General features: G+C 53.8%; 19 protein-coding genes. 9 read left to right on the forward strand and 10 right to left on the reverse strand.

What is annotated here, in order from left to right; genetic code table 11:
* Positions 1-230: 230 nt before the first annotated feature.
* Both ABJI30_RS02925 and ABJI30_RS02930 read right to left on the reverse strand, forming a co-directional pair.
* Positions 231-860, reverse strand: coding sequence for an outer membrane lipoprotein carrier protein LolA (locus ABJI30_RS02925; protein ID WP_348015410.1), 630 nt, complete (start codon positions 858-860; stop codon positions 231-233).
* Positions 861-929: 69 nt separating this feature from the next.
* On the reverse strand, positions 930-3,230 hold the full coding sequence (locus ABJI30_RS02930; protein ID WP_348015411.1) for a DNA translocase FtsK 4TM domain-containing protein: 2,301 nt from the start codon (positions 3,228-3,230) through the stop codon (positions 930-932).
* 206 nt (positions 3,231-3,436) lie between these two features.
* Between ABJI30_RS02930 and ABJI30_RS02935 the strand changes: the two genes are divergently transcribed.
* The gene (locus tag ABJI30_RS02935) at positions 3,437-4,669 is read left to right on the forward strand and encodes a UbiH/UbiF/VisC/COQ6 family ubiquinone biosynthesis hydroxylase (protein ID WP_348015412.1); all 1,233 of its coding nucleotides are present in this window, start codon (positions 3,437-3,439) and stop codon (positions 4,667-4,669) included.
* Positions 4,670-4,698: 29 nt separating this feature from the next.
* On the opposite strand, the gene ABJI30_RS02940 is transcribed toward ABJI30_RS02935, so the two are convergent.
* On the reverse strand, positions 4,699-5,298 hold the full coding sequence (locus ABJI30_RS02940; protein WP_348015413.1) for a TetR/AcrR family transcriptional regulator: 600 nt from the start codon (positions 5,296-5,298) through the stop codon (positions 4,699-4,701).
* A gap of 75 nt (positions 5,299-5,373) precedes the next feature.
* Here ABJI30_RS02940 and ABJI30_RS02945 point away from each other — a divergent pair, with 75 nt between their 5' ends.
* Complete coding sequence (locus ABJI30_RS02945; protein ID WP_348015414.1) at positions 5,374-6,330, forward strand: MBL fold metallo-hydrolase; 957 nt, start codon at positions 5,374-5,376, stop codon at positions 6,328-6,330.
* Between the two features lie 79 nt (positions 6,331-6,409).
* On the opposite strand, the gene ABJI30_RS02950 is transcribed toward ABJI30_RS02945, so the two are convergent.
* Both ABJI30_RS02950 and ABJI30_RS02955 read right to left on the reverse strand, forming a co-directional pair.
* Positions 6,410-7,177 (reverse strand): SDR family NAD(P)-dependent oxidoreductase, encoded by a 768-nt coding sequence (locus ABJI30_RS02950; RefSeq protein WP_348015415.1) that lies wholly within the window; start codon positions 7,175-7,177, stop codon positions 6,410-6,412.
* A gap of 84 nt (positions 7,178-7,261) precedes the next feature.
* Positions 7,262-7,942: an OmpA family protein gene (locus tag ABJI30_RS02955; RefSeq protein WP_348015416.1), complete on the reverse strand. Its 681-nt coding sequence runs from the start codon at positions 7,940-7,942 to the stop codon at positions 7,262-7,264.
* Positions 7,943-8,122: 180 nt separating this feature from the next.
* On the opposite strand from ABJI30_RS02955, the gene ABJI30_RS02960 reads away from it, so the two are divergent.
* Positions 8,123-9,421 carry a hemolysin family protein gene (locus ABJI30_RS02960; RefSeq protein WP_348015417.1) on the forward strand — a complete coding sequence of 433 codons (1,299 nt, stop codon included), beginning with the start codon at positions 8,123-8,125 and terminating at the stop codon, positions 9,419-9,421.
* Positions 9,422-9,448: 27 nt separating this feature from the next.
* Here the strand turns inward: ABJI30_RS02960 and ABJI30_RS02965 are convergent, their stop codons facing one another.
* From ABJI30_RS02965 to purD, 4 genes are all read right to left on the reverse strand, one after another.
* Positions 9,449-10,093 (reverse strand): hypothetical protein, encoded by a 645-nt coding sequence (locus ABJI30_RS02965; RefSeq protein ID WP_348015418.1) that lies wholly within the window; start codon positions 10,091-10,093, stop codon positions 9,449-9,451.
* A 172-nt stretch (positions 10,094-10,265) separates the two neighbouring features.
* Positions 10,266-11,000, reverse strand: a complete 735-nt coding sequence (locus ABJI30_RS02970; RefSeq protein ID WP_348015419.1) for an OmpA family protein — start codon at positions 10,998-11,000, stop codon at positions 10,266-10,268.
* A 210-nt stretch (positions 11,001-11,210) separates the two neighbouring features.
* Positions 11,211-12,998: a von Willebrand factor type A domain-containing protein gene (locus tag ABJI30_RS02975; protein WP_348015420.1), complete on the reverse strand. Its 1,788-nt coding sequence runs from the start codon at positions 12,996-12,998 to the stop codon at positions 11,211-11,213.
* A 113-nt stretch (positions 12,999-13,111) separates the two neighbouring features.
* Positions 13,112-14,401: a phosphoribosylamine--glycine ligase gene (gene purD, locus ABJI30_RS02980; protein ID WP_348015421.1), complete on the reverse strand. Its 1,290-nt coding sequence runs from the start codon at positions 14,399-14,401 to the stop codon at positions 13,112-13,114.
* On the opposite strand from purD, the gene xseA reads away from it, so the two are divergent.
* The 3 genes from xseA (at position 14,400) to ABJI30_RS02995 (ending at position 17,100) form a co-directional block, all read left to right on the forward strand.
* On the forward strand, positions 14,400-15,890 hold the full coding sequence (gene xseA, locus ABJI30_RS02985) for an exodeoxyribonuclease VII large subunit (RefSeq protein WP_348015422.1): 1,491 nt from the start codon (positions 14,400-14,402) through the stop codon (positions 15,888-15,890). The genes purD and xseA overlap by 2 nt on opposite strands.
* Positions 15,891-15,968: 78 nt before the next feature.
* Positions 15,969-16,175: a DUF2093 domain-containing protein gene (locus ABJI30_RS02990; protein WP_348015423.1), complete on the forward strand. Its 207-nt coding sequence runs from the start codon at positions 15,969-15,971 to the stop codon at positions 16,173-16,175.
* Positions 16,176-16,179: 4 nt separating this feature from the next.
* Complete coding sequence (locus tag ABJI30_RS02995) at positions 16,180-17,100, forward strand: M23 family metallopeptidase (RefSeq protein WP_348015424.1); 921 nt, start codon at positions 16,180-16,182, stop codon at positions 17,098-17,100.
* Between the two features lie 28 nt (positions 17,101-17,128).
* On the opposite strand, the gene ABJI30_RS03000 is transcribed toward ABJI30_RS02995, so the two are convergent.
* Positions 17,129-17,695, reverse strand: coding sequence for a hypothetical protein (locus ABJI30_RS03000; protein ID WP_348015425.1), 567 nt, complete (start codon positions 17,693-17,695; stop codon positions 17,129-17,131).
* A 389-nt stretch (positions 17,696-18,084) separates the two neighbouring features.
* Between ABJI30_RS03000 and ABJI30_RS03005 the strand changes: the two genes are divergently transcribed.
* From ABJI30_RS03005 to ABJI30_RS03015, 3 genes are all read left to right on the forward strand, one after another.
* Positions 18,085-21,072, forward strand: coding sequence for a TonB-dependent receptor (locus tag ABJI30_RS03005; RefSeq protein WP_348025289.1), 2,988 nt, complete (start codon positions 18,085-18,087; stop codon positions 21,070-21,072).
* Between the two features lie 180 nt (positions 21,073-21,252).
* Positions 21,253-21,561, forward strand: coding sequence for a hypothetical protein (locus tag ABJI30_RS03010; RefSeq protein WP_348015427.1), 309 nt, complete (start codon positions 21,253-21,255; stop codon positions 21,559-21,561).
* Positions 21,562-21,663: 102 nt separating this feature from the next.
* Positions 21,664-21,990 (forward strand): hypothetical protein, encoded by a 327-nt coding sequence (locus ABJI30_RS03015; RefSeq protein WP_348015428.1) that lies wholly within the window; start codon positions 21,664-21,666, stop codon positions 21,988-21,990.
* The last annotated feature ends 57 nt before the right edge of the window (positions 21,991-22,047 follow it).

The raw sequence follows: 22,047 nt of genomic DNA on the forward strand, positions 1-22,047 counted from the left end.
TGATATTTTTGATGATTTTGAACGAAAAACCCCCACCTCCGGGGGCATTTAGGAGGTGGGGGCTAACTCGCGTTCGTCACGCTTAGGATGCTCTGAAGTTTGTAAAGCCAGGTAACAGGGGGAAAACCTGACCGCCTCATCTCATCCTGTTTCCCTTATACGGGGCCGTTTCTGTCGCTTAGATGAACGAAAGATAACCTGCTTTCGCCTTATCGGGGCGGGGCCTCAGTTCATCGCCTGCGGCCACGATTCTTTCTGGGATCGGTCCATCTGAAGGTACTATTGGCGACAGGAACGCCAAATTTTTGATCCGAAAGCCGGATCGATGTCCGGTTATTCTTCGAATCGAGCGATACCCAGCCATCCAGTCGCAGCCCGCCCGGTGATCCGGGAGACTTCACAAAGACCATTGTAATTATGCCATATTCCGGGCGCTTGGGATCCCGTACTTCTACGCTGAGAACATCGGGATTTCGCGTCGAGATCATCTTGCCGTATTTCGACAGATCCCGTTCGGGGTTCAGCAAAGCGCCCAGCGGACTGTTCCTGATCGGCCAGCGCTGGACCTGATTTACATCATAGTCGATCATGGTCAGCGACTTGCCGTTACCGACAATCAGCAGATTGGCTTCCTTGCCATATTGAAAGCGAATGCGGCCGGGCTGTTTCAGGGTCAGTTTGCCGGACAGGCTTTGACCCGAGCGGTCTGTCTGGGTGAAATTGGCGGTCATTGTTGTCATCGCCCGCAAATGAGCGGATATCTTGTCGAGATTGTCTGACGGGCTTTGCTGTGCCGCAACGGGCAGGCTTGCAGTCATAGCCAAAGGCGCGGCCGCAATTGCAAAAGCATATTTCAACATGTTGATAACTCCTGAAAAACTGACTGCCAGCCTATACAAAACTGATTGAACAGCGCCTGAATTGCCGAATTACAGCATTTCGCCATTTTGATCGCGCAACACTTCCCGGCGGCCGATATGATTGGGCGGGCTGATGAATTGATCGTCTTCCATCCGGTCAATGATCCGGGCAGCCGTGTTGTAACCGATCCGCAATTGGCGTTGCAGCCAGCTCGTGGACACTTTCTGGCTTTCAAAGACTATCTGGCAGGCCTGCGCATATTGGCGGTCTTCCTTGTTGTCTGACAGATCGGCCCCGTCCAGAGCAAAACTTCCATCTTCCGGTTCTTCGGTTACGGCCTGGATATATTCAGGCGATCCCTGCGCCCGCCAGTGGTCGGCGATCATCCGGACCTCGTCATCCGACACAAACGGACCATGCACACGGGTGAGCTGTTTTCCGCCTGGCATGTAAAGCATGTCGCCCTTGCCCAGCAGTTGCTCTGCGCCTTGTTCGCCCAAAATCGTACGGGAGTCGATTTTGGATGTGACGTGGAAGGATATCCGGGTTGGCAGATTGGCCTTGATGACACCAGTGATGACATCGACGGATGGTCGTTGGGTTGCCATGATCAGGTGGATACCAGCTGCACGGGCTTTCTGTGCCAGCCGCTGGATGAGAAACTCGACTTCCTTGCCTGCTGTCATCATCAGATCCGCCAGCTCGTCAACGATGATGACAATTTGCGGCATCACCTCATATTCCAGCGTTTCTTCTTCATAGATCGGACGTGACGTTTCGGGGTCGTAGCCGGTCTGGACCTTGCGTCCCAAAGGCTGGCCCTTGGCTTTTGCCGTTTTGACCTTTTCATTGAAATTGGCGAGATTGCGGACCGAGATGGAAGACATCATCCGGTAGCGTTCTTCCATTTGTTCCACGGCCCATTTCAACGCCCGGATGGCTTTGGCCGGTTCGGTGACGACGGGCGCCAGCAAATGCGGGATATCGTCATAGGTGCTGAGCTCCAGCATCTTGGGATCGATCATGATCATTTTGCACTGATCGGGGGTCAGCCGATAGAGCAGCGACACGATCATGCAATTGAGACCAACGGATTTACCCGAACCAGTCGTACCCGCGATCAGCAGATGCGGCATGGGGGCGAGGTCGGCGATAACCGGATCGCCAGAGATATTCTTGCCCAATATGATCGGCAATTGCCCCGATTGATCGGCAAAGCTGTCGCTGCCGATCATTTCGTGGAGAGACACCATCTCCCGGTCTTTGTTCGGCAATTCGATACCCATGACCGTCCGTCCGGGAATGGCTGCTACCCGGGCCGACAAGGCGGACATGTTGCGCGCGATATCTTCGGCGAGCTGGATAACCCGGCTGGCTTTGATGCCCGGAGCCGGTTCGAGCTCGTACATGGTCACAACAGGGCCGGGGCGGACGGCGTTGATCGTGCCCTTGACGTGAAAATCGTCGAGTACCGATTCCAGCAAACGCGCATTACGTTCCAGACCCGCTTTGTCGATAACGTTATTGGGCTGTTCTTCGGCCGGCGTCAGCAGGTCGATCGAAGGCAGGGAATAGGGACCAAAAAAGTCGCCCTGTTTGCCTTTGCCCAGGCTCGCTTTTTTCGGCGGCAATGCACGATCGCTGATTTCCGGTGGCGGCCGGTTGTCAGGCTCGACCGATTTGCGCGGTTCGGGCGCTTTCTTGGGTTTGGCGGGTGCATTGGCTTCCGGCTCAATTACAAGGCCACTGTCCGAATTGCTCTTCAGGCGGGGCAGCTTGAATTCAGGCATCGAGAATAGCGGCCGGTCGAGGCGCAGGCTGAAATAGCTGAGTACCAGACCGCCGGTCAACGTGACAGCCGTCAGCAGGCCCGATACAAGTCCGCTCCAGCTGGTTGAAATGGCGTTTAATCCAGCCATTGTAAGCTTGGCGGTCAGCAATCCTGCCAGCCCGCCCGGACCGGACGGGAGCTCCGCCTGACTATCCGGGAACCAGAGAGACAGCGCGCTCGCAACCAGAAATATGCCCAACAGACACCATAGAAACTGTTTTCCCCATTCCGGCTGCGCCACATCGCGCCACAGGCGATGAGCAAAAACCAGAATGAGTGGAAGAAAAATGACCACAGGTATGCCGAAAAGCGACAGGAGCAAATCGGATGAATAGGAGCCGATCACGCCCATCCAGTTATGTTCCACACTTCCTGCAGATGTGTTGAATGAGGGATCGCTCGGGGAAAAGCTGACGAGCGCGAGGAACAATATCATTGCAAGCAATACCAGAAGCACCGCCCCGATCAGCGCAGTGCTCCGCAAAAGGCTGGACCGCATGATTTCGCGCCAATTTGCTTCTTTTGCTTTGCCGGCCATAATCTACTCCCGGGGCTGCTCGACCGGGCGCGAACTGCCGCGCCCGTGTTAACCACATGTTCCTTTGCGCGAATCGGGGAGTCCCCGTCAAGTTTTGTCGCTGTTCTTTCCTGTTATTTTGACTCGCAACATCCGGTATTTGCATCTGGCTATTGCGCGGTGTCGGGGTTATCTTCAGCCGATGATAGGTCAAAGCGGGATGAGTTATGAACACGGCTGATAAAATGAGCGATGTGGTTATCCTGGGTGCGGGATTGATTGGCCTCACTCAGGCTTTGACTCTCGCAGCTCACGATTTGCGTATCATTGTTGTTGATCGTGCTGATCCCGCGGACTTGCTCGACCCCCGGCAGGATGCCCGTGTATCTGCGATTAACAGCGCCAGCTGGAAAATGTTTGAAGCGATTGGCCTGACAGATGAACTTGCACCGCATGGCTGTCCAATCAATCAGATCATAATCAATGATGGCCTGAAGCCCGGCAGACTGGACTTCACTCCGGACGAAAGTGATGGACCACTGGGCAACATGCTTGAAAACGGTCTTTTGCGGCGGGTTTTATTCGCAGCCGCTCAGGCTGATCGCCGGATTGAATTGATAATGTCTTCGCAGGTCAATTCGGTTGAACGGACTGAATATGGGGTTTCGCTGGTTCTCGACAGCGGCGATACAATCCGTGCGCCTCTGCTGATCGCTGCGGACGGCCGGGGTAGTGCCATGCGCGAGCAGGCCGGAATTGTAATGGCCAAATGGCAATATGATCACAGCGCCATTATCTGCACGGTTGCGCACGAGCAGCCGCATGGCAACACCGCGTACGAGATTTTCTATCCATCAGGGCCATTTGCGATCCTGCCTATGCGCGACAATGACGCCGGTCAGCATCAGTCAGCGATCGTCTGGACCGTGGCGCGCAAGGATGGACCGGCTCTGGCCAAAATCAGCGCGCGGGCTTTTCAGGCTGAATTGATGAAAAAGTCGGGCGGGTTTCTAGGTGAAATGTCGATATTGTCAGACAGGGCGACTTATCCGTTGGGATTTCATCACAGCGCCGATTTGACCGCCGAACGACTGGCTCTGGTCGGTGATGCCGGTCATGGTATCCATCCCATAGCGGGGCAGGGCTTGAATCTGGGTTTGCGCGATGTTGCAGCCCTGACTGAATGTTTGGTTGATGGCGCGCGATCAGGCCTGGATCTTGGTGATGCACAAATTCTCGCCCGATATGACCGCTGGCGGGGACTGGACAATCTGATGGTGTCGGCTGCGACCGATATATTGACCCGCCTGTTTGGATTGCCAGGAGATACTTCGTCTGCGATCCGTCGCATGGGTATCGGTTTGGTCCAGCGCATTCCGCCGCTGAAATCCCAGTTCATGGCCGAAGCACGCGGTGAAAGTGGTGACCTGCCCAAATTGCTGATGGGCGACCTGGTCTGACTGCCGAAAATTGCGCTTGCCTGATTGGCTCAATGGATCAGCGCGGCGAGCTTCTTTGCAATATCCGATAGTTGCTCTCGTGACAGGCCCATTCTGGCGCGCACGGCCAGAGCGAATATCAGGCTGCTGATGTGCGTGGCGATCTCTGTTGGGGACTTTCCAATTTTCTTTGCGTCGCGTTCGTAGCGGGATGACACCACTTCTTCGAGCGACGTCTCCAGAGACAGGGTGAAGCTGGTGAGCGTATCTCGAATATTTGCATATTGAGACGTTGCCGGAAGCGCGGTTCCGATCAGCAAACAGCCAATGGACGGGTCTTCAGGGCGGGAGTAAAATTGGGCCGCTCCCTGAAACAGGTCTTCTACCGCTTGGTCCAGCGATTTCGCATTTGAAAAGCTTGCGACGATAAATTTGTGCGCCTGGTCGGCATATTCACTTACAACACGTTCAAATAGTGCAGTCTTGTTGCCAAATGCGTTGTACAAACTGGGCTTGGAGAGACCCATGGCCGCCGCAATATGTTCATAGCTGGCCGCTTCGAACCCGTCTTGCAGAAAGGCCTGAGCGGCACGATGCAGGACATCTGCATCATCAAATTTTCGGGGTCGACCTACCATTTTATTCGCCATCGTACAAAATCCTTGACTCCATTTTTTATTTATGTACGCTAAAGTACATAATAACAAGTGCGAAGGATTTTTATCATGAAAGGTCGCTGGATTGGTTTGGGTGTCGCACTGGCTGCAATAGCTCTCGTGGCAATTGGCATGTCGCTGGGATCAAAGGGCATTCGCAAAGAGATTTTTGCGCAGGCAATGCCGGAAAGTTACTTCGCGGAATTTGTCCGGATCAAGCCCGACCTCTATCAGGTTTCCGGATCAACCTATGCTTTCGAGAGAGAATTCGCCCGGTCGATGATTTTGCGAACTCCCGAAGGTGTGGCGGTGTTTGACACATTTGATACCCCGCACATGACAGCGCTCAAAACCACACTTGAGGCTGAATTTCCCGGTGAACCGGTGCGTTGGATCATCCTGTCTCACAATCATCTTGATCACACCCGCGGATCGGATGTCTTCCCGGAAGCCGAAATCATCGGGCACAAGGACGTAAACACGCTGGTTTCCGATTGGCCAAAGGTGAACAAGGATGTCGCGAAGGTAACGCGCGAAATCTCCGGTGATCAGACATTGACGCTTGGAGGAATAGCAGTCGAAGCGCTCTATATGCCATTTTCCCATTCATCCACGATGTACGGTTTTCACATTCCTTCGGACAGCACGGTTTTCGCGCCTGACATGATGTTTGTAAATGCGGTGCCACCATTTGGTTTTCCGGACTTTTACTATCCGGGTTATGTTCGCGCACTGGATCGGCTGATCGCCATCGATGCCAAAAAATACATCCCCAGTCACATGGATCGGGGGACGCGTGATGACTTGATCGCTTTTCGCAATATGACGGTCGAATTTCAGGACGTGGTCGAAGATGAATTCAACAAAATCGATCCTGAAGACTTTATCAGAGGTGAGGGCCTGCGCGTTGCAATTCGATCAGCTTATGACCGGCTGGAACCCAAATATGGAGAGATTCACGGATTTAATGACATGTTCGTTCCGAAATTCGGGCGGCACCTTGCCGGAACATATCTCGGATATTAGCTTTTGGCCGAAATTTTGGGTTTTGGCGAACCGCTGTAATCATGGCTCATGTCAAAGAGTGCGGGGAACTTGTAAATTTCTACCGTGGCCCCTGTCCGTCATCGACCTTGATCACCGTTCCCGTTACCGCTTCGGATGCGGGTGAGACCAGATAGAGCAATGTGCTGTCCATCTGATCAGTCTGGCACATCCGTTTGCGCGGGAAGTATCGTTCAATGTCTCCCATGCGATCAACCATGCCATCCATCATTTCGGTTGAAAATGCGCCGGGCGCGATGCCGTTGACGTTGATGAAGAATCGCGACCATTCTACTGCCAGCGCTTCTGTCATTCTGGCCAGTCCGGCTTTTGTAGTCGAGTATAGAGCCGCGCCATTGCCGTCATAGTGAAAGGCTAGTGTGGATGCGATATTGACGATGCGTCCAGGTTTTTTGGCCTTGATCAGCGGCCGTGCGACTTCGTTAGAAAGAATATAGGCGCTGCGCAAATTTGTATCGAACACATTGTCGATCAGTTCGCTCGACATGTTGATGGCGCGCTGGGCGTCGGGAATGCCGGCATTGTTGATCAGGATATCCGGCTGGCCGAGGGCCTCCGCCACGGCCGGCACAATGGCCTTGAGTTGATCCGCGTCCCGCACGTCGAGATCAAAAGCCTGCGCGGTTCCGCCATCGGCTGTGATCTGTTCCACCAGCTTGTCCAGCTTTTCCCGCCGCCGCGCCGTGCAAGCCACTTTCGCTCCGCAGGCAGCCAGCACACTGGCAAACCGATGGCCGAAACCGGATGAAGCACCGGTGACAATCGCGGTACTGCCGGTGAGGTCAATGGAGAAATTTGGCGTGGTCATTATCGGGCATCCTTGTCCTGTTCAACAAGGGGGATGCCCGATGGACCATTGCTATTGCAAGTGGAGAGTCAACCAAACCGGGATTTAGCTGTCCAGATCCTGTTGCTGGATGGGAACCACCTTCAGCTCCACCCTGCGATTGGCAGACCGGCCTTCTTCGGTGCTGTTGGTCGCGATTGGCTGGCTCTCGCCATAGCCACGCGTTTCCATCCGCGCACGCTGCACGCCGCTGTTGGAAAGAAAATTCGCAACCGAGCCTGCCCGGCGCTCCGACAGGGATTGATTATACTCGTCAGTCCCGGTGCTGTCCGTGTGGCCATAGACGTCGATATAGCTCTTTTCATATTCGGACAATGTGTTGGCCACGGTCAGCAGTGTTTCCTGAAATTGAGGCTGGATCGCCGCGCTGTTGACCGGAAAGGTCACGTTGGCCGGCATGTTGAGGATCAGATTGTCGCCATCGCGCGTAACGTCAATGCCGGTTCCTGCCGTTTGCTCACGCAATTTCTTCTCTTGCTCGTCCATGTAATAGCCGACGCCAGCTCCGGCGAGACCACCCAGGCCCGCACCAACAATTTTGGCCGTCCGATCATTGCGTCCGCCGATAATGTCACCGAGCAGGTAACCACCCAAAGCGCCGCCAATTCCGCCCAGGGCAGCTTTGGAAATCCGCTGATTGCCGGTTTCGGGATTTGTGACACAGCCGCTTGTGAGTGTCAGTGCGCTGGCAGACAGGGCGGCGGTTATGATGTGTTTCATATTCATAATCTGTACTTTCTCAGTTACTTGCGTCAAAGGGATCAAGCTGATTTCGCGAGTTATTTCCTTATATCGCCAGATAAATGAACCAGAAATGATGAACCGGAACTGACAGCAAGTTTGATATTTTGTAAAACATGTGCCTAAAGAGCTGTTCGCGCTCTTTTCGCTTTTCAATTGGACAATATGACTCCTTTTCCCTGGTTTGATGTCGCAATCATTGTCGCACTGGTGCTCGTCAATGGCGTGTTCGCCATGTCCGAGCTGGCGATTGTTTCTGCACGCAAAGCGTCTCTGCACAGTCTGGCGGACAAGGGCAGTCGCGGCGCACGTGTGGCCCTGCGGTTGGCCAGCGATCCAGGCAAGTTTCTGTCGACGGTGCAGATCGGCATTACCCTGATCGGTATCGTCGCTGGCGCATTTTCAGGTGCAAGTCTTGGCGGGCCCGTTGCAGAGCGTCTCGCCGGACTGGGACTGGAACCAGATTTGGCGGCCACGGTTGGATTCGCTTTGGTGATCGGCCTGACAACTTACGCGTCTCTGGTTATCGGCGAATTGGTACCGAAGCAGTTTGCCCTGCGCTCATCGGAAAAAATCGCGGTCATCATGGCGCCTTCGATGGATTTGCTGGCACGGATCGCCGCGCCGCTTGTCTGGCTGCTGGATGGCACCAGCGCGCTAATTTTCCGCATGATGGGCTTGAAACGAAACCAGACCAATCATGTGACGGCGGACGAGTTACAAATGGTTTTCGCAGAGGCGACGCAATCGGGCGTCATTGAAGAACATGAGCGCGCTGTGATTGCCGGTGTTGTGCGCATGGCTGACCGTCCGATTCGCGAGGTCATGACGCCGCGAACCGAAGTCGACTGGCTCGACATATCTGCGACGCGGGAAGATATTTACAACATGCTGATTGAATCGCAGCATAGCCGCTTTCCCGTGGCGGAGGGCTCTGTCGACGAGATCATGGGCGTCGTTGTCGCACGCGATATTGTCGCGGCACTTCTGAGCGGCGAGGTTCTGGATCTGCGGCAACTCATGCACTCACTGGAAAAGGTTCCGGATCAGCTGGATGCTCTCGATGCTCTGGATATCTTGCGGGAAGCTGATGTTCCGATGATATTGGTGCATGACGAATACGGGCATCTCGAAGGCATTGTGACGCCCAATGACCTGTTGAGTTCGATTGCGGGCGAGTTTGTTTCGGATCAGGATGAAAAGACCCAGCGCAGTCTGATAGAACGCGCGGATGGCAGCTTCCTTGTCGCCGGTGCCATGTCAATCGATGCGCTGGCGGAACGGCTAGGGATCAAGCTGCCGGATGATCGGGACTATGCGACCGCTGCCGGACATGCGCTGGCACAGCTGCGACATTTGCCGGAAGAGGGCGAAACGTTCGAAGATCAGGGCTGGGCATTCGAGATTATCGATATGGACGGCCGGAAAATTGACAAGATGATTGTTCAGATGGTGAAAGCCTGATCCGAGAATCGTGCTGTCTGATCCGGTTTAAAGCTTGCCGTATTTCTTCTCGAAACCGGCAATGTCATCCTTTGCCAGATATTTGGCCTGATCAATCCATGCATCCCGGGTAATTCGGCCGCTGAACGTCTCCAGATACTGGTCAACCTCCGCAATTTCAGGTGCTTTCCAAGCGGCTATCTGATCAAAACGGGTGACACCCAGATTGTTGAGCAACTTGTTGAGTTTTGGTCCGACACCCTTGATCAGTCGCAGATTATCCGGTGCGCCCGCGGCTTCCGGAATTTTTGGTTTCCCGGCTGGCGGCGGGGAAACTGCTGCTACTGCGGCAGGTTTCTTTGTCCGTGGTTTTGGCGCTGGTTTTGCCGCTGCTGCAGCCACTGGTTTTGCTGCCGGTTTGGCTGGTGGCTTCGGCGCGGCTTTGGCAACGGGTGCAGGGGCCGGGGCTGGTTTGGCCTCCGGCGCAGGTTCCGCTGCTACTGGAGCAACTGGTGCCGGAGCGGATTCGGCGGGCACGGCTTCACCGGCCCTTTCGAGCAGTCCGTCATCGGAATCAAAGCGATCCGCTCTTTGCTCGCGTCCGGATGCGGCCCAGGCCCAAAAAGCAGTCGCCACGCCAATCAGCAGAGCAATCAGAAACAGCAGCCAGTTTGCGGATATCAGCGATATCATTATTCTAAATCCCTATTTTCAAACACGTATAATCACATGGCCTGACCCGGACGAGACAGGTTATTGTTCAGATATCGTCCCGTTGACGACCCCAGATGGCCCAGCCAATACCGAGGCCAATTGCAAAAGTAATCAGCAGGAGCAACAGATTTTCAAGTAGAAGTGGCATGGTTTATTTCCCCTGTTGCGCGTTGGCATCATTACCCGAGGTCGAAACCTTGAACTCGATTCGGCGATTGCGGGCATCCGCTTCTGGTCCGCTGCCTTCGGCCAGAGGTTGCTCCGAGCCATAACCCGTTGCAGTGACCTGACTTTCTGAAATTCCGCGCTCGATCAGGCCGGACCGTACACGGTCGGCGCGTTCCTGCGACATGCTCTTGTTGATTTCGGCATTGCCGTTGCTGTCGGTATGTCCGCCAATTGCAACGGAAAAATCGGAACAGGTTTTTAGCGCAGCTGCAACGGAATCTATGATCTTGTTAGAAGCAGGTGATACATAAGCGCTGCCGGAACGAAAATTGAGCTTCTCGCCGGCAATGGCGTTATCAACGCTGGCCTGGCAGGCGTTCGCGCCATCGTTGCTCGTCAGAGCAGGGGCACCGCCTCCCGAAGCCGCCAACGGCGCAGCACCCTTCCAATTTGCTCTAGAAACGCCCGCAATTGCTGAAACAGTGCCGAGAGCCTTCTGCTTGATTTCATCTCTGACATCGCCGTCCAGAGTTGCACGCCGGGAGAGTGGATCGCGCGAGAAACTCGCCGTAACCCCCTCAACCCCTTGAGCTGCGAGCTCGGTATTTACGGATTCTTCCAGACCGGAAATATAGGACTCACCAGATATCGCATGCCCGACCAGCGCCAATAGCGCGGTTGCAGCTGCTCCCGTGAGTATCTTGCCGCCAACTTCCATTCCCGAACCCCTGTGTCTGTTCGCACCGTCATATGTACAAGGTCATTTGTACAATCGCGTAAAATGGAGGATTATGCCGGACGAGTCCAGTTCCGAGAACCTGATTCAGAACGAATTTTGGGACGAGGCGAGACTATTCTGTCCCCATATGAGACAACTCATTAGTAAATATGGTTAACCGGTCTTTGGCGAGCGGCAATTCCGGACCAGTCAACTTCTCGTCTGACCCGCAGCCAGGGAGTTGAGTTGGCGAAATTCCTGCCGCCAGTAATCACCACCAGATCCGGTTAACAGATTGATATTTTTATGGCCATAACTCCCGAGATATTTATCCCCGCGCAGCTTCTGGCCGAACGCAGCAACTGCAATTGCAAAAGCCATGTCGCCGCGCGGCGCTGATGCTGCCCGCAGCTCGGCAGAATCAATTTGGCGCGTGATCAGTTTTGAATTCTTGCGGTTGGGCAGCTTGTAGCGCAGTTTGATGTTCGCCATTTCTCCGTTCAGGCCCGGGCGCCGCTGCTCCGTCCGGTTGCCGGGATAACGGCGCTCGGGAAGCCAGCCCGATGCACCGGTCGGCATGATTTCGTACAGCGCAGTAACCTGATGCCCGGCTCCGATATCACCTGCATCAATCAGATCATTGTCAAAATCTTCCTCGGCCAGCAAACGGTTTTCATAACCGATCAGGCGATATTCCTTCACATGTGCCGGGTTAAACTCGATCTGGATTTTTACGTCCTGGGCGATGGTGAACAGGGTTGAACTCAGTTCATCAGCGAGCACTTTTTTCGCTTCCATGGCACTGTCGATATAAGCGTAATTTCCATTGCCGACATTGGCGATGCCTTCCATCAATTCGTCACGTATGTTGCCGGTGCCGTAGCCCAGCATGGTCAAAGTCACGCCGGTTTTACGCTGTTCCGAGACATATTTCTTTAACTGTTCGGTGTTTGAAGTGCCGACATTAAAGTCGCCATCAGTGGCCATGATAATGCGATTGATACCATTGCTCAGAAAATTGTCCCGCGCCGTCGCATAAGCCAGCTTCAGAGCATCGCCGCCTGCTGTCGAGCCCGATGCATAAAGACAATCCACGGCCTGTTTGACATGTGCCTTGTTGGACGTTGGAGCCAGTAACAGACCTACAGTTCCGGAATAAACGACAATTGATACACGATCATCACGCCGCAGTTCATTGGACAGGGCCGTCAGCGTGGATTTCACCAGAGGCAATTTGTCCCGGCTTCCCATCGATCCGGAAACATCCACCAGAAAAACAAGATTGGCACGGGGGCGCTCATTGCTGCCGACATCATAACCGCGCAGGCCAATTCTCAGTAATTTGCTGCTGTCATTCCAAGGGGTTTTGGCCATGTCGGTGGTGATGCTGAATGGCGTGTCGCGATTCCGGGGCTTTGGATAGTCATAGCGGAAATAGTTGATCATTTCCTCGGTCCGGACTGCTGCTTCGGGCGGCATTTGTCCATCATTCAGAAAACGGCGGACGTTCGAATAGCTTCCGGTGTCGACGTCGACTCCAAATGTCGACACGGGTTCGTCAGCCACCCGTTTTATGCTCGCGACATTCTTGCCGTCATAGCGCTCGCGATCCTCAAGCTGCGGGCGTGGCCGAGGCAGGGGATAGGGGGCAATGCGCGTTTCAGCCGCGACTGCACCGCGCGCGATTGATTTCGATACGCCGGATGCGGGCGGAGGTGACGGTGCAACCGGAGGCGGAGGGGCGGGAACAACCGAGACGGGTGATGACTGCCGCATCGTATTTGAAACCCTGCTGCCGGTGACACCAATCTGACCGCGCCGCGCCCTGTCATTCCGGTCTGAAAAAATGCTGCAATTCACGGGATGTGGACGTTGCAGCAATTTGGTCTCGGGTTGTGCAATAGTTCTGGCATTTAGCGGGAGCGCCGATGGGCTTCCGATCAATCCGAGTACCACCAGACTACAAAGGCCCTTCGAAACAAAATTGAAGCGGTGCATGATCATTCTCCCACAATGCTCGACCCGGACAAAACGTGCCTGAGCCAAGCTGACTGGAAAATGAACCAATGATATAAAGTTACATTATGTTGATCGTGTTCGTCCGCGCAGAATTACTGTTCGCGGGCAACTTGTCGCCAACCAATATCGCGGCGGCAGAAGCCCGATTCGAAATCGATTTTGTCGACTGCCGCATAGGCGTTTTTCTGCGCTTCTACGGTATTTTTCCCAAGCGCGGTGACGTTGAGAACTCTTCCCCCGTTTGCGACGAGTGTCCCATCAATTTCTGCGGTTCCGGCATGGAAGATTTTTGCACCGTCACGCCCGGATTCTCCACGTTCCGCGCGACCAAGATTGCGAATCTGTCCGCCTTTTTCTGCTGTACCGGGATAGCCCCTGGCAGCCATAACAACGGTCAGCGCAGTCTGTTCTGAAAATTCAGGCATTGCTTGCTGTCCCAGCCCGCCCCGGGCCGTCGCCATCATGAGCTTGGCCAGATCGGATTCCAGTCGCATCATCAAAACCTGGCATTCGGGATCGCCGAAGCGCGCATTATATTCGATGAGCTGGGGACCTGTTTCGGTCAGCATCAAACCGGCAAACAAGACCCCACTATAAGGCGTGCCTTCTGCAGCCAGTGTATCAACGGTTGGCTGGATGATTGTGTCGAGAACCTGCTGCTGGAGATCATCCGACAGAACCGGAGCCGGGCTATAGGCACCCATGCCGCCGGTATTCAGACCAACATCGCCTTCGCCAACACGTTTGTGGTCTTGCGCTGTGCCAAACGGGATTACAGTTTTGCCGTCGGTAATGGCAAAAAAACTGGCTTCTTCACCGGTCAGGAATTCCTCGATCACAACTTCGGCCCCGGCTTCACCAAACCCGCCGTCAAACATCATGGTAATCGCCTCTTGGGCCTGATCGCGGGTCTCCGCGATGATCACGCCCTTTCCGGCGGCAAGCCCGTCGGCCTTGATCACAACCGGAATGGAAAAATCGTCCAACGCGGCCTGGGCATCGGTTTCGTTTGTGGTGCGCACATAGGCGGCCGTGGGAATATTGGCGCGCGCGCAAAGATCTTTGGTGAATCCCTTGGACCCTTCCAGCTGGGCCGGCGCCCGATCCGGACCGAAGACAGGAATATTCGCTGCACGCAAACTGTCAGCCAGGCCATCGACCAGCGGCGCTTCCGGTCCGACCACGACCAGATCTATCTGGCGTTCCCCGCAAAAACGAGCGATCGCAGAGTGATCTGAGACATCGAGAGACACGCAATCCGCGTGATGGGCGATTCCCGGATTGCCAGGGGATGCAAAAAATTTCTGTACAGACGGGGATTGCGCGAGCTTCCATGCCAAGGCATGTTCACGGCCTCCAGACCCGAGCAACAGGATATTCATGAACGATTCCCTTTCTTTGGATGCGAAGCTGTTAGCCGAGAGTGGTGACGGCGACAATGCCCCGCCGCTCAGTGTTTCGGAAATTTCCGGTTCACTGAAACGGGTCGTTGAAGATCGTTTTGGCTATGTCCGGATCCGCGGTGAAATATCCGGGTTCAAACGTGCTGCCTCGGGCCATGTCTATATGGCGCTGAAAGATGACAAGGCCGTGCTTGATGGCGTGATGTGGAAGGGGAATGCTGCCCGTCTGGCTTTTGCAGCTGAAGACGGAATCGAAGTGGTTGTTTCGGGCAAGCTCACAACTTATCCCGGGCGGTCAAAATATCAGGTTGTTATCGACAAAATGGAACTCGCCGGCGAAGGCGCGCTGATGCAGCTGTTTGAAAAGCTGAAGGCGAAGCTGCAAGGCGAGGGACTATTCGATGCAGATCGCAAAAGGAACACGCCATTCCTGCCGAAAACAATTGGCGTTGTGACATCACCGACCGGGTCAGTGATTCGCGATATTCTTCACCGGCTGGCAGATCGCTGTCCCAGTCATGTCATTGTGTGGCCGGTTCTGGTGCAGGGTGAAGGAGCCGCCAAACAGATCGCCAATGCGGTGAATGGATTTTCGAACATGGAAAGTGGCGGAGGCCTGAGACGACCTGACCTTGTCATTGTCGCGCGCGGGGGCGGCTCGATCGAAGACCTCTGGAGCTTCAACGAAGAAGAAGTTGTCCGTGCGATTGCCGGATGCACGATTCCGGTAATTTCGGCAGTGGGCCACGAAACCGACACAACATTGAGTGATTTTGCTGCCGATCTGCGGGCACCAACGCCCACAGCAGCAGCGGAAATGGCTGTGCCGGTCCGTGCCGACTGGCTGGCGACGCTGTCGGATGCCAAGGCGCGCATGGCGCGCGCGGTGCAGCGCGGCTTTACCACCGCGCAAGAGCGACTTGAAGCGCAGCGCCGGTTGATGCCCGCCTTGAATGACCTCTTGCGACCGCATCAGCAGCGGGTTGACGAACTGTCGGATGCCTTGAACTACGCCTTGAGCCAGCAAGTTGGCCAGGCACGCAACAATTTTGCAGCAACGGAAGGGAGTTTGCGACCTGCGCTGCTGAAACAGAAGCTGGAGAGCGGGCAGAAAAATCTGGCACGATTTGATTTGCCTGTCGCTCTCATTCGCCGGCCGCTGGACGATGCACGGCAGAGACTGGATTCTTTGTGGCGACTGGCGCAGCAAGTTTCGCCAGACGGCCCTTTGAAGCGCGGCTATGCCCGAATCTCGTCTCAGGATGGCAGTTTTGTAGGCGGGCGCGAAGACGCAATCCGGCAAGGACGTGTCAATTTGCATTTCCATGACGGCAAGGTCGGGGCGCTGATTGAGGATGAATCCGGCAATTCAGCTATTTCAAGTGCCCAAAAAGCAAAAGCGAAGCCTGTTCCAAAACGACCAAAGGTCAAAAAGCCTGCAGATGACAGGCAGCAGGATTTGTTCTAGCGGCGATATTTGTTATATTAAGATAAAGAAATTACCTGTAAATCATGGGTAAATCGCAGATAAGGTAGGTTCCACCACATGTTAATGTCCAATCGCAACAAGACAGCAAAGCTATATTACATGCCAAACGGATTTCGTCTGCTGTCTTCTGGTGATCATGTTTTCTGTTCGGTATCCGGAGAGAAAATCATGCTTGAAGATCTGCGATACTGGAGCGTTGAAAAACAGGAACCCTATGCCACAGCCCAGCTGTCGGCGCAGGCACATGTCAGGGAGGCAGAATAAACCAATGCGGGGCATCAGAAAGTTTCATGGCGCGGCGACGCTTGCCTGTGCCTTAATGCTGGCAGGTCCGGCGTCTGCGGTGATCGATGAAACCGGAACCAGCGAAACGGGAACGAGTGAAACCGGGACAGATTCGTCCACAGCAACGGATTCGGCATTTCGCCAGGCAATCAAATTTGGTTTTTCCGGGGATGCAATTCAAGGCGGTGTCATGTTGGGCGATGCGCCCGCAGGCACGAGCAAGCTGACATTTGACGGGCAGCCGGTCCCGATCGATCAGGATGGCAAGTTTCTGATCGCGTTCAATCGCGATGCCGGGCAGGCCGCGCAACTGGTCGCCACACTGGAAAATGGCGAAAAAGTCAAAAAATTCTTCAGTGTCGCTCCGCGCAAGTGGAAAATCGAACATGTGGCCATAAACCGTCGTGGCAGAACCGCCAGCGCGGCGTTCAAGGCACGCAGAAGCGGCGAGCTGGCACAAATCAACGCGGCCAGAACTACGGTCAGCGAAAGCAAGGGCTGGCGCCAGACTTTTGTCTGGCCGGTCAAGGGGCGGATTTCCGGAATGTTCGGCAATCAGCGCGTTTATAACGGATCTCCCGGCAGCTATCACAGCGGCATAGATATCGCGGCACCGCGCGGCACCTATTATGTGGCACCGGCAGATGGTGTCGTTACGCTGGCAGCGACAAGTCCGTTTTCGCTGGAAGGCAATCTGCTGATGATTGATCACGGCATGGGACTGAACAGTGCATTCTTGCACAGTTCTGCAATTCTCGTGAAACCCGGGCAGGTCGTTAAACGCGGTGAACCGATTGGTCGGATCGGCGCAACCGGCAGTGCAACCGGACCTCATCTGCACTGGTCCATGAAATGGAACCGGGCGCGAATTGATCCGATTTTGCTGACCGGACCGATGAGTTAATCAGTTCTTATTTGGCAGTGTCCAAAGACTAGTTCACCACTCTCTTCACTTTGAAGCCACGGCGTTTGTTATTCACAAAGGCAGTAAAGCTTCCCAGCGAGCCGCGTTTAATCCGAATGTCATCGCCTTTTCTGGGGCTTCGTGACGTGCTGCGCGATGGCTCTGTCGATTGCCATGTCGCACCATCTTCCAGTTTGATCAGCCACTTGCCGCCACGCAAGGATCGTACCGAAGCAATTTTGACTTCAATTTCCTTGATCTCTGCGCCTTCGTCCTTGTCGCCACCAAACAGTTTGATTCTGGGCAATGAAAGGCCGAACAGGCCGCGCCGCGCTTCCTTGACCTGCTCGCGGTCTGCAATGACAACCTGTTTGCTTTCCGTGGCACTTTCCAGCGCCGCGACTTTTTCATCAAAGCAGGCGAGCCGCCGGGTTGGATCGCTAATGGTTTTGCATCCCACCAACTCAGTATAGATTGCAGGTGGAGCGGTGATCGCGTCTTCCTTGTCCTGCGCACTTGCCGTCGTTCCCACAACCATTGTCGATACCGCAACGCCGGCAAATAACATTCCGATCGTCTTGTTTTGTTTGATCATCTATTCTGCTCCATTGAATTCGGAAGACTGTTCAACCTCGGCGTCTTCGAAAGGCGCACCGGTTTATCGAGCAGGGTTTAGAAGTAACCGCACTGCGATGCAATCACTGGAATCTTGCGAGCGAGATCTACTGCCTGAAATAAATAGGTTATTTCATCGATGGTTTGACCTGAAGATACACCCTCGCTGCACTGTGACAAAATAGTAACATTCTATACAAAAACCGCGCATTTTCATGAACTGACGCTTTACAGAGAGGCGGCCATGTTGCATCCGCTCCGCATTCGATGGACCAATCTGCGCGTTTGGGGCGTGCTGATTCTCATCGGTCAACTCTCGAGGGCCGGTCATTTTGGCCAATCCTCTCCAGAATAAGGGACTGGAATAACATGAAAAAATTTACGAAGCTGATGAGCGGAACGGCACCTATGGTGCTCGGCCTCGCCATGATCTCAGCACCTGCCTATGCGCAGGATCAAGACGCTCAGGAAGCTGATGCGGCTGACGAAAGCGTAATCGTTGTTACGGGTTCGCGTATTACCAACCCTAACCTTGAGCTTTCCAGCCCAGTTGGCGTTGTGACCTCTGAAGAACTGGAACTGCGTCAGACCAACGTTGCTGAGCAATTCCTGCGGGAACTGCCAAGTGCAATTCCTTCAGTGGGTTCTGCGGTGAACAACGGTAACGGCGGTTCTTCCTTCGTTAACCTTCGCGGTATTGGTTCGGTTCGTAACCTGGTTCTTCTCGACGGACGTCGTTTTGTTCCTGCTGATACAACCGGTCGTGTCGATCTTAACAGTATCCCACTTGCAGTTATTGAACGTACCGAAGTTTTGACCGGTGGTGCAACGACTACATATGGTGCAGACGCTATCTCTGGTGTTGTCAACTTCATCACCAAGCAGGATTTTGCTGGCGTTGAAGCTAACTTCTCACAGCAGATCACTGAAGAAGGTGACGGAAACGTTTTCCGGACCGACCTGACCATTGGTGCCAATTTTGACGATGGACGCGGTAACGCAGTTCTGAGTGTTGGTTACCTCGACCAGGATCCTGTTCTTCAGGGCGATCGTCCTTTTGGCGTGTTTAACGTGAGCTCGTTCTCTGGTAACGCTGGCGGTTCTTCGAACGCTGTTCCTGCGAACATCGTTTTTGTTGGTCCGGTCTCCAATGTTATTGGTCAGATCAACAATGAAGGTACGGATATCTCACCAGGCGTAAACAGTGCTGCTGGACCGTTCAACTTCAACCCCTTCAACTTGTATCAGACTCCAATCGAGCGTTTTAACGTATTCGGTTCGGCTCGTTACGAAATCTCCGAAGCTGTTGAAGTCTACTCGCAGGCTGCTTTCTCGAAGCAGACTGTTGCAACGAAAATTGCACCGGGCGGCTCGTTCTTCAACACCTATCAGTTGAACTTGAACAACCCTTATCTGCCTGTAGCTATCGCAAACCGGTTCTGTACCGCTTTGGGTCTTACAGCAGCTCAGTGTACCGCAGGTATCAACACACCTGATGGCGCAACAACTGCAGCTGGCGCTGTAAACCCAGACTATGTCGAATTTGGTACGCAAGTTCGTCGTCGTTCGGTTGAAGCCGGTACACGTGATTCGGCGTTTACTTCTACGCTGTTCAACCTCGTTGTAGGTGCACGTGGTGCTATCACAGACACGATCAACTGGGACGTTTCGGGTACCTACGGTGAATCAGAGCGTATTCAACGTCAGAGCGGCTTTGCTCGCTTCCAGCGTTTGCAGAATGCTTTGATCGCTACCGACGTTAACACCTGTGCTCAGTCAGCTACGGCCGGCACAAGCGTTGATGCCAACTGTGTTCCAATCAACCTGTTTGGACCATTGGGTACGTTGACGCAGGATCAGATCGATTATTCTTTCGCTCTGACGCAGCAAGTGATCACCGCAACTTCAATCGCAACAGTTAACGGCACCGTCAGCGGTGACTTTGGCTGGGGCATTGCAGAATCGCCAATCAGCTTTGCTGTTGGTGGTGAATATCGTCGTTTCACTTCAACCCGTCAGTCTGATGAAGCATCTCAGACCCCTGGCGCAGTTGTTGGCGGCGGCGGTGCTGCTCCGGACATTAACGGTCAATACAGCGTTTATGACGCATTTGGCGAAGTTAATATCCCGGTACTCGAAGGAATGCCTTTCGCTGAAAGCCTGACCCTTGAACTGGGTGCTCGCTATTCTGACTATTCAACTGCTGGTACAGAATTTACCTGGAAAGCAGGCGGTAGCTGGGAGCCAGTAATCGGTCTGAAGATTCGCGGTAACTACCAGCGTTCTTCACGTGCACCGAATATCGGTGAGCTGTTCACCCCGGTCACAACCGGTCTGAGCAACTTGCAGGTTGATCCATGTCAGCTCGCACTGCCAGTTGGCAATGCAAACCTGACAGCAGTATGTATCGCTCAAGGTGCACCTGCCGGTTCAATCGGTAGCATTCAGCCACCACCAGCTGGTCAGATCAACGTCACAACTGGCGGTAACCTGAACCTGGGAACAGAAACCGCGAAAACGTGGACGGTTGGCTTCATTGCTCAGCCAGAAGCAATTCCTGGCCTGACTTTCTCTGTCGACTACTGGAACATCGAAGTAACGGACGCTATTACCATTCCAACACCTGGTGACATCATCACCGGTTGTTATGGTAACATCACCGCTGCTAGCGCAACTGACCCAGCTTGTACTCAGTTGGTACAACGTAGTACCACAACGGGTGCTATCGCTGGTTCGGCGGCTGAAGTTCCTGGTTTGATCCTTCAGCTCTCCAATCTGGGTCTGATCCAGACGGATGGTATTGATGTGAACATGACCTATCGGACGGATTTGTCGGATGACATCAATTTGAGCCTGTCTTTCGATGGTACTTGGACCAACGAAAACATTTTCAACACCAATCCGGCGAACCCGGCTTCAGTCAATCGTGACTGTGTTTCGTTCTACAGTGTGAACTGTAGCTCGATCCAGCCAGAGTTCTCGTTCAGTCAACGGACAACGGTTTCGTTCTATGACGAATTCAACTTGTCTCTGCGCTGGCGTTACCTGAGTGAAACGACTCAGGAGCCTTTGGATATCGCCAATGGTAACGGTCCTGCATTCCAGGGTAATTCACCATTGTTCGGTCAGGTTGATTTCCAGAATATTCCATCAGAAAGCTATTTCGATCTTTCTGGTCAATGGGATATCAGTGAAAACGTACTGTTGACGGTTACGATCCAGAACCTGTTGGACAACAAACCAACAGTTGTTGGTAACAACATTGGTTCGACCGCGTTTAACAGTGGTAACACCTATCCTTCATCATATGACGCCCTCGGCCGTCGCTATGGTGCAAGCGTGAAATTCAAGTTCTAGAATCTTGATCTGGAATTGAAGAAAAAAGGGCGGGCCGCAAGGTCCGCCCTTTTTTTGTTGACCGGAGTTCAGAGCGACTATTCTGACTGAGTTTGCAAAACCGCTATCCGCATTAAATATTTACAGTCCGGGTGCATTCTGGCATTAACCGCCGTAATTCGAAACAGGGGAGTTTACTTGATGAAATCGAAATTAATACTTGCCGCTGCAGTCACCGCATTTATCGCGAGCCCAGCTATTGCCGCTGAGGCCGCATATGGCGAAGATACCGCTATTGAAAATGCAAAAGCGAAGAAGCCAAAAAAAATCACTGATCGGCGGCATCCGGATTATGTCCGTTGCCGTTCGCAGCCCATTATTGGGACATTGGCCCGCAAGCGCCGGGTCTGCATGACCAACCGCGAATGGGTAGCATTCAACAAGAAGGGCAATGACCGCGCCCGCGAGATGGTTGATGATTTGCAATCTGGAACGAATGCAAGCAACTGACGACGGATTGGACTGGTGAAAGGCGCAGCGACAAATCTGCGCCTTTCATCTTCCTCGATCATTCGAGTGCTCCTCACTTCAATAGTATGAAGGGAAATGCCTTTGGCCAAAAAGACATTTGGAGTACTAGTGATTACGACGATGATGCTGGCATCCCCGGCATCCAAAGCGCAGGAAAGTGCACCTGCCGCGCCGACAGAAACTGGCGATACCGCTGAACAGACGACCGGCGGCAAGGCTCCGAAAAAAATCAAGGATCGTCGCCATCCGGACTATGTCCGCTGCCGGAGCCAGTCCGTTATCGGTTCGCTGGCCAAAAAACGGCGAGTTTGCATGACCAACAAGGAATGGGTTGCACATCACCAGGAAGGAAACCGCCGAGCTGGTGAGTTTATCCAGGAAATCCAGGGTGGAATGAAAGTTGAGTGATCTGTCTCTCGTTTGTTTGCTGTAGACTGTCCCGATATTTTGTGCATTTTGCGCTAC

The sequence above is a fragment of the Parasphingorhabdus sp. genome (genome assembly GCF_039968395.1).
GTDB lineage: Bacteria > Pseudomonadota > Alphaproteobacteria > Sphingomonadales > Sphingomonadaceae > Parasphingorhabdus.

Bases quoted from the DNA above. Each gene is read 5' to 3' on its own strand.
- ABJI30_RS02925 (WP_348015410.1), bottom strand. From the start codon at position 860: ATGTTGAAATATGCTTTTGCAATTGCGGCCGCGCCTTTGGCTATGACT.
- ABJI30_RS02930 (WP_348015411.1), bottom strand. From the start codon at position 3,230: ATGGCCGGCAAAGCAAAAGAAGCAAATTGGCGCGAAATCATGCGGTCC.
- ABJI30_RS02935 (WP_348015412.1), top strand. From the start codon at position 3,437: ATGAACACGGCTGATAAAATGAGCGATGTGGTTATCCTGGGTGCGGGA.
- ABJI30_RS02940 (WP_348015413.1), bottom strand. From the start codon at position 5,298: ATGGCGAATAAAATGGTAGGTCGACCCCGAAAATTTGATGATGCAGAT.
- ABJI30_RS02945 (WP_348015414.1), top strand. From the start codon at position 5,374: ATGAAAGGTCGCTGGATTGGTTTGGGTGTCGCACTGGCTGCAATAGCT.
- ABJI30_RS02950 (WP_348015415.1), bottom strand. From the start codon at position 7,177: ATGACCACGCCAAATTTCTCCATTGACCTCACCGGCAGTACCGCGATT.
- ABJI30_RS02955 (WP_348015416.1), bottom strand. From the start codon at position 7,942: ATGAATATGAAACACATCATAACCGCCGCCCTGTCTGCCAGCGCACTG.
- ABJI30_RS02960 (WP_348015417.1), top strand. From the start codon at position 8,123: ATGACTCCTTTTCCCTGGTTTGATGTCGCAATCATTGTCGCACTGGTG.
- ABJI30_RS02965 (WP_348015418.1), bottom strand. From the start codon at position 10,093: ATGATATCGCTGATATCCGCAAACTGGCTGCTGTTTCTGATTGCTCTG.
- ABJI30_RS02970 (WP_348015419.1), bottom strand. From the start codon at position 11,000: ATGGAAGTTGGCGGCAAGATACTCACGGGAGCAGCTGCAACCGCGCTA.
- ABJI30_RS02975 (WP_348015420.1), bottom strand. From the start codon at position 12,998: ATGCACCGCTTCAATTTTGTTTCGAAGGGCCTTTGTAGTCTGGTGGTA.
- xseA (WP_348015422.1), top strand. From the start codon at position 14,400: ATGAACGATTCCCTTTCTTTGGATGCGAAGCTGTTAGCCGAGAGTGGT.
- purD (WP_348015421.1), bottom strand. From the start codon at position 14,401: ATGAATATCCTGTTGCTCGGGTCTGGAGGCCGTGAACATGCCTTGGCA.
- ABJI30_RS02990 (WP_348015423.1), top strand. From the start codon at position 15,969: ATGTTAATGTCCAATCGCAACAAGACAGCAAAGCTATATTACATGCCA.
- ABJI30_RS02995 (WP_348015424.1), top strand. From the start codon at position 16,180: ATGCGGGGCATCAGAAAGTTTCATGGCGCGGCGACGCTTGCCTGTGCC.
- ABJI30_RS03000 (WP_348015425.1), bottom strand. From the start codon at position 17,695: ATGATCAAACAAAACAAGACGATCGGAATGTTATTTGCCGGCGTTGCG.
- ABJI30_RS03005 (WP_348025289.1), top strand. From the start codon at position 18,085: ATGAAAAAATTTACGAAGCTGATGAGCGGAACGGCACCTATGGTGCTC.
- ABJI30_RS03010 (WP_348015427.1), top strand. From the start codon at position 21,253: ATGAAATCGAAATTAATACTTGCCGCTGCAGTCACCGCATTTATCGCG.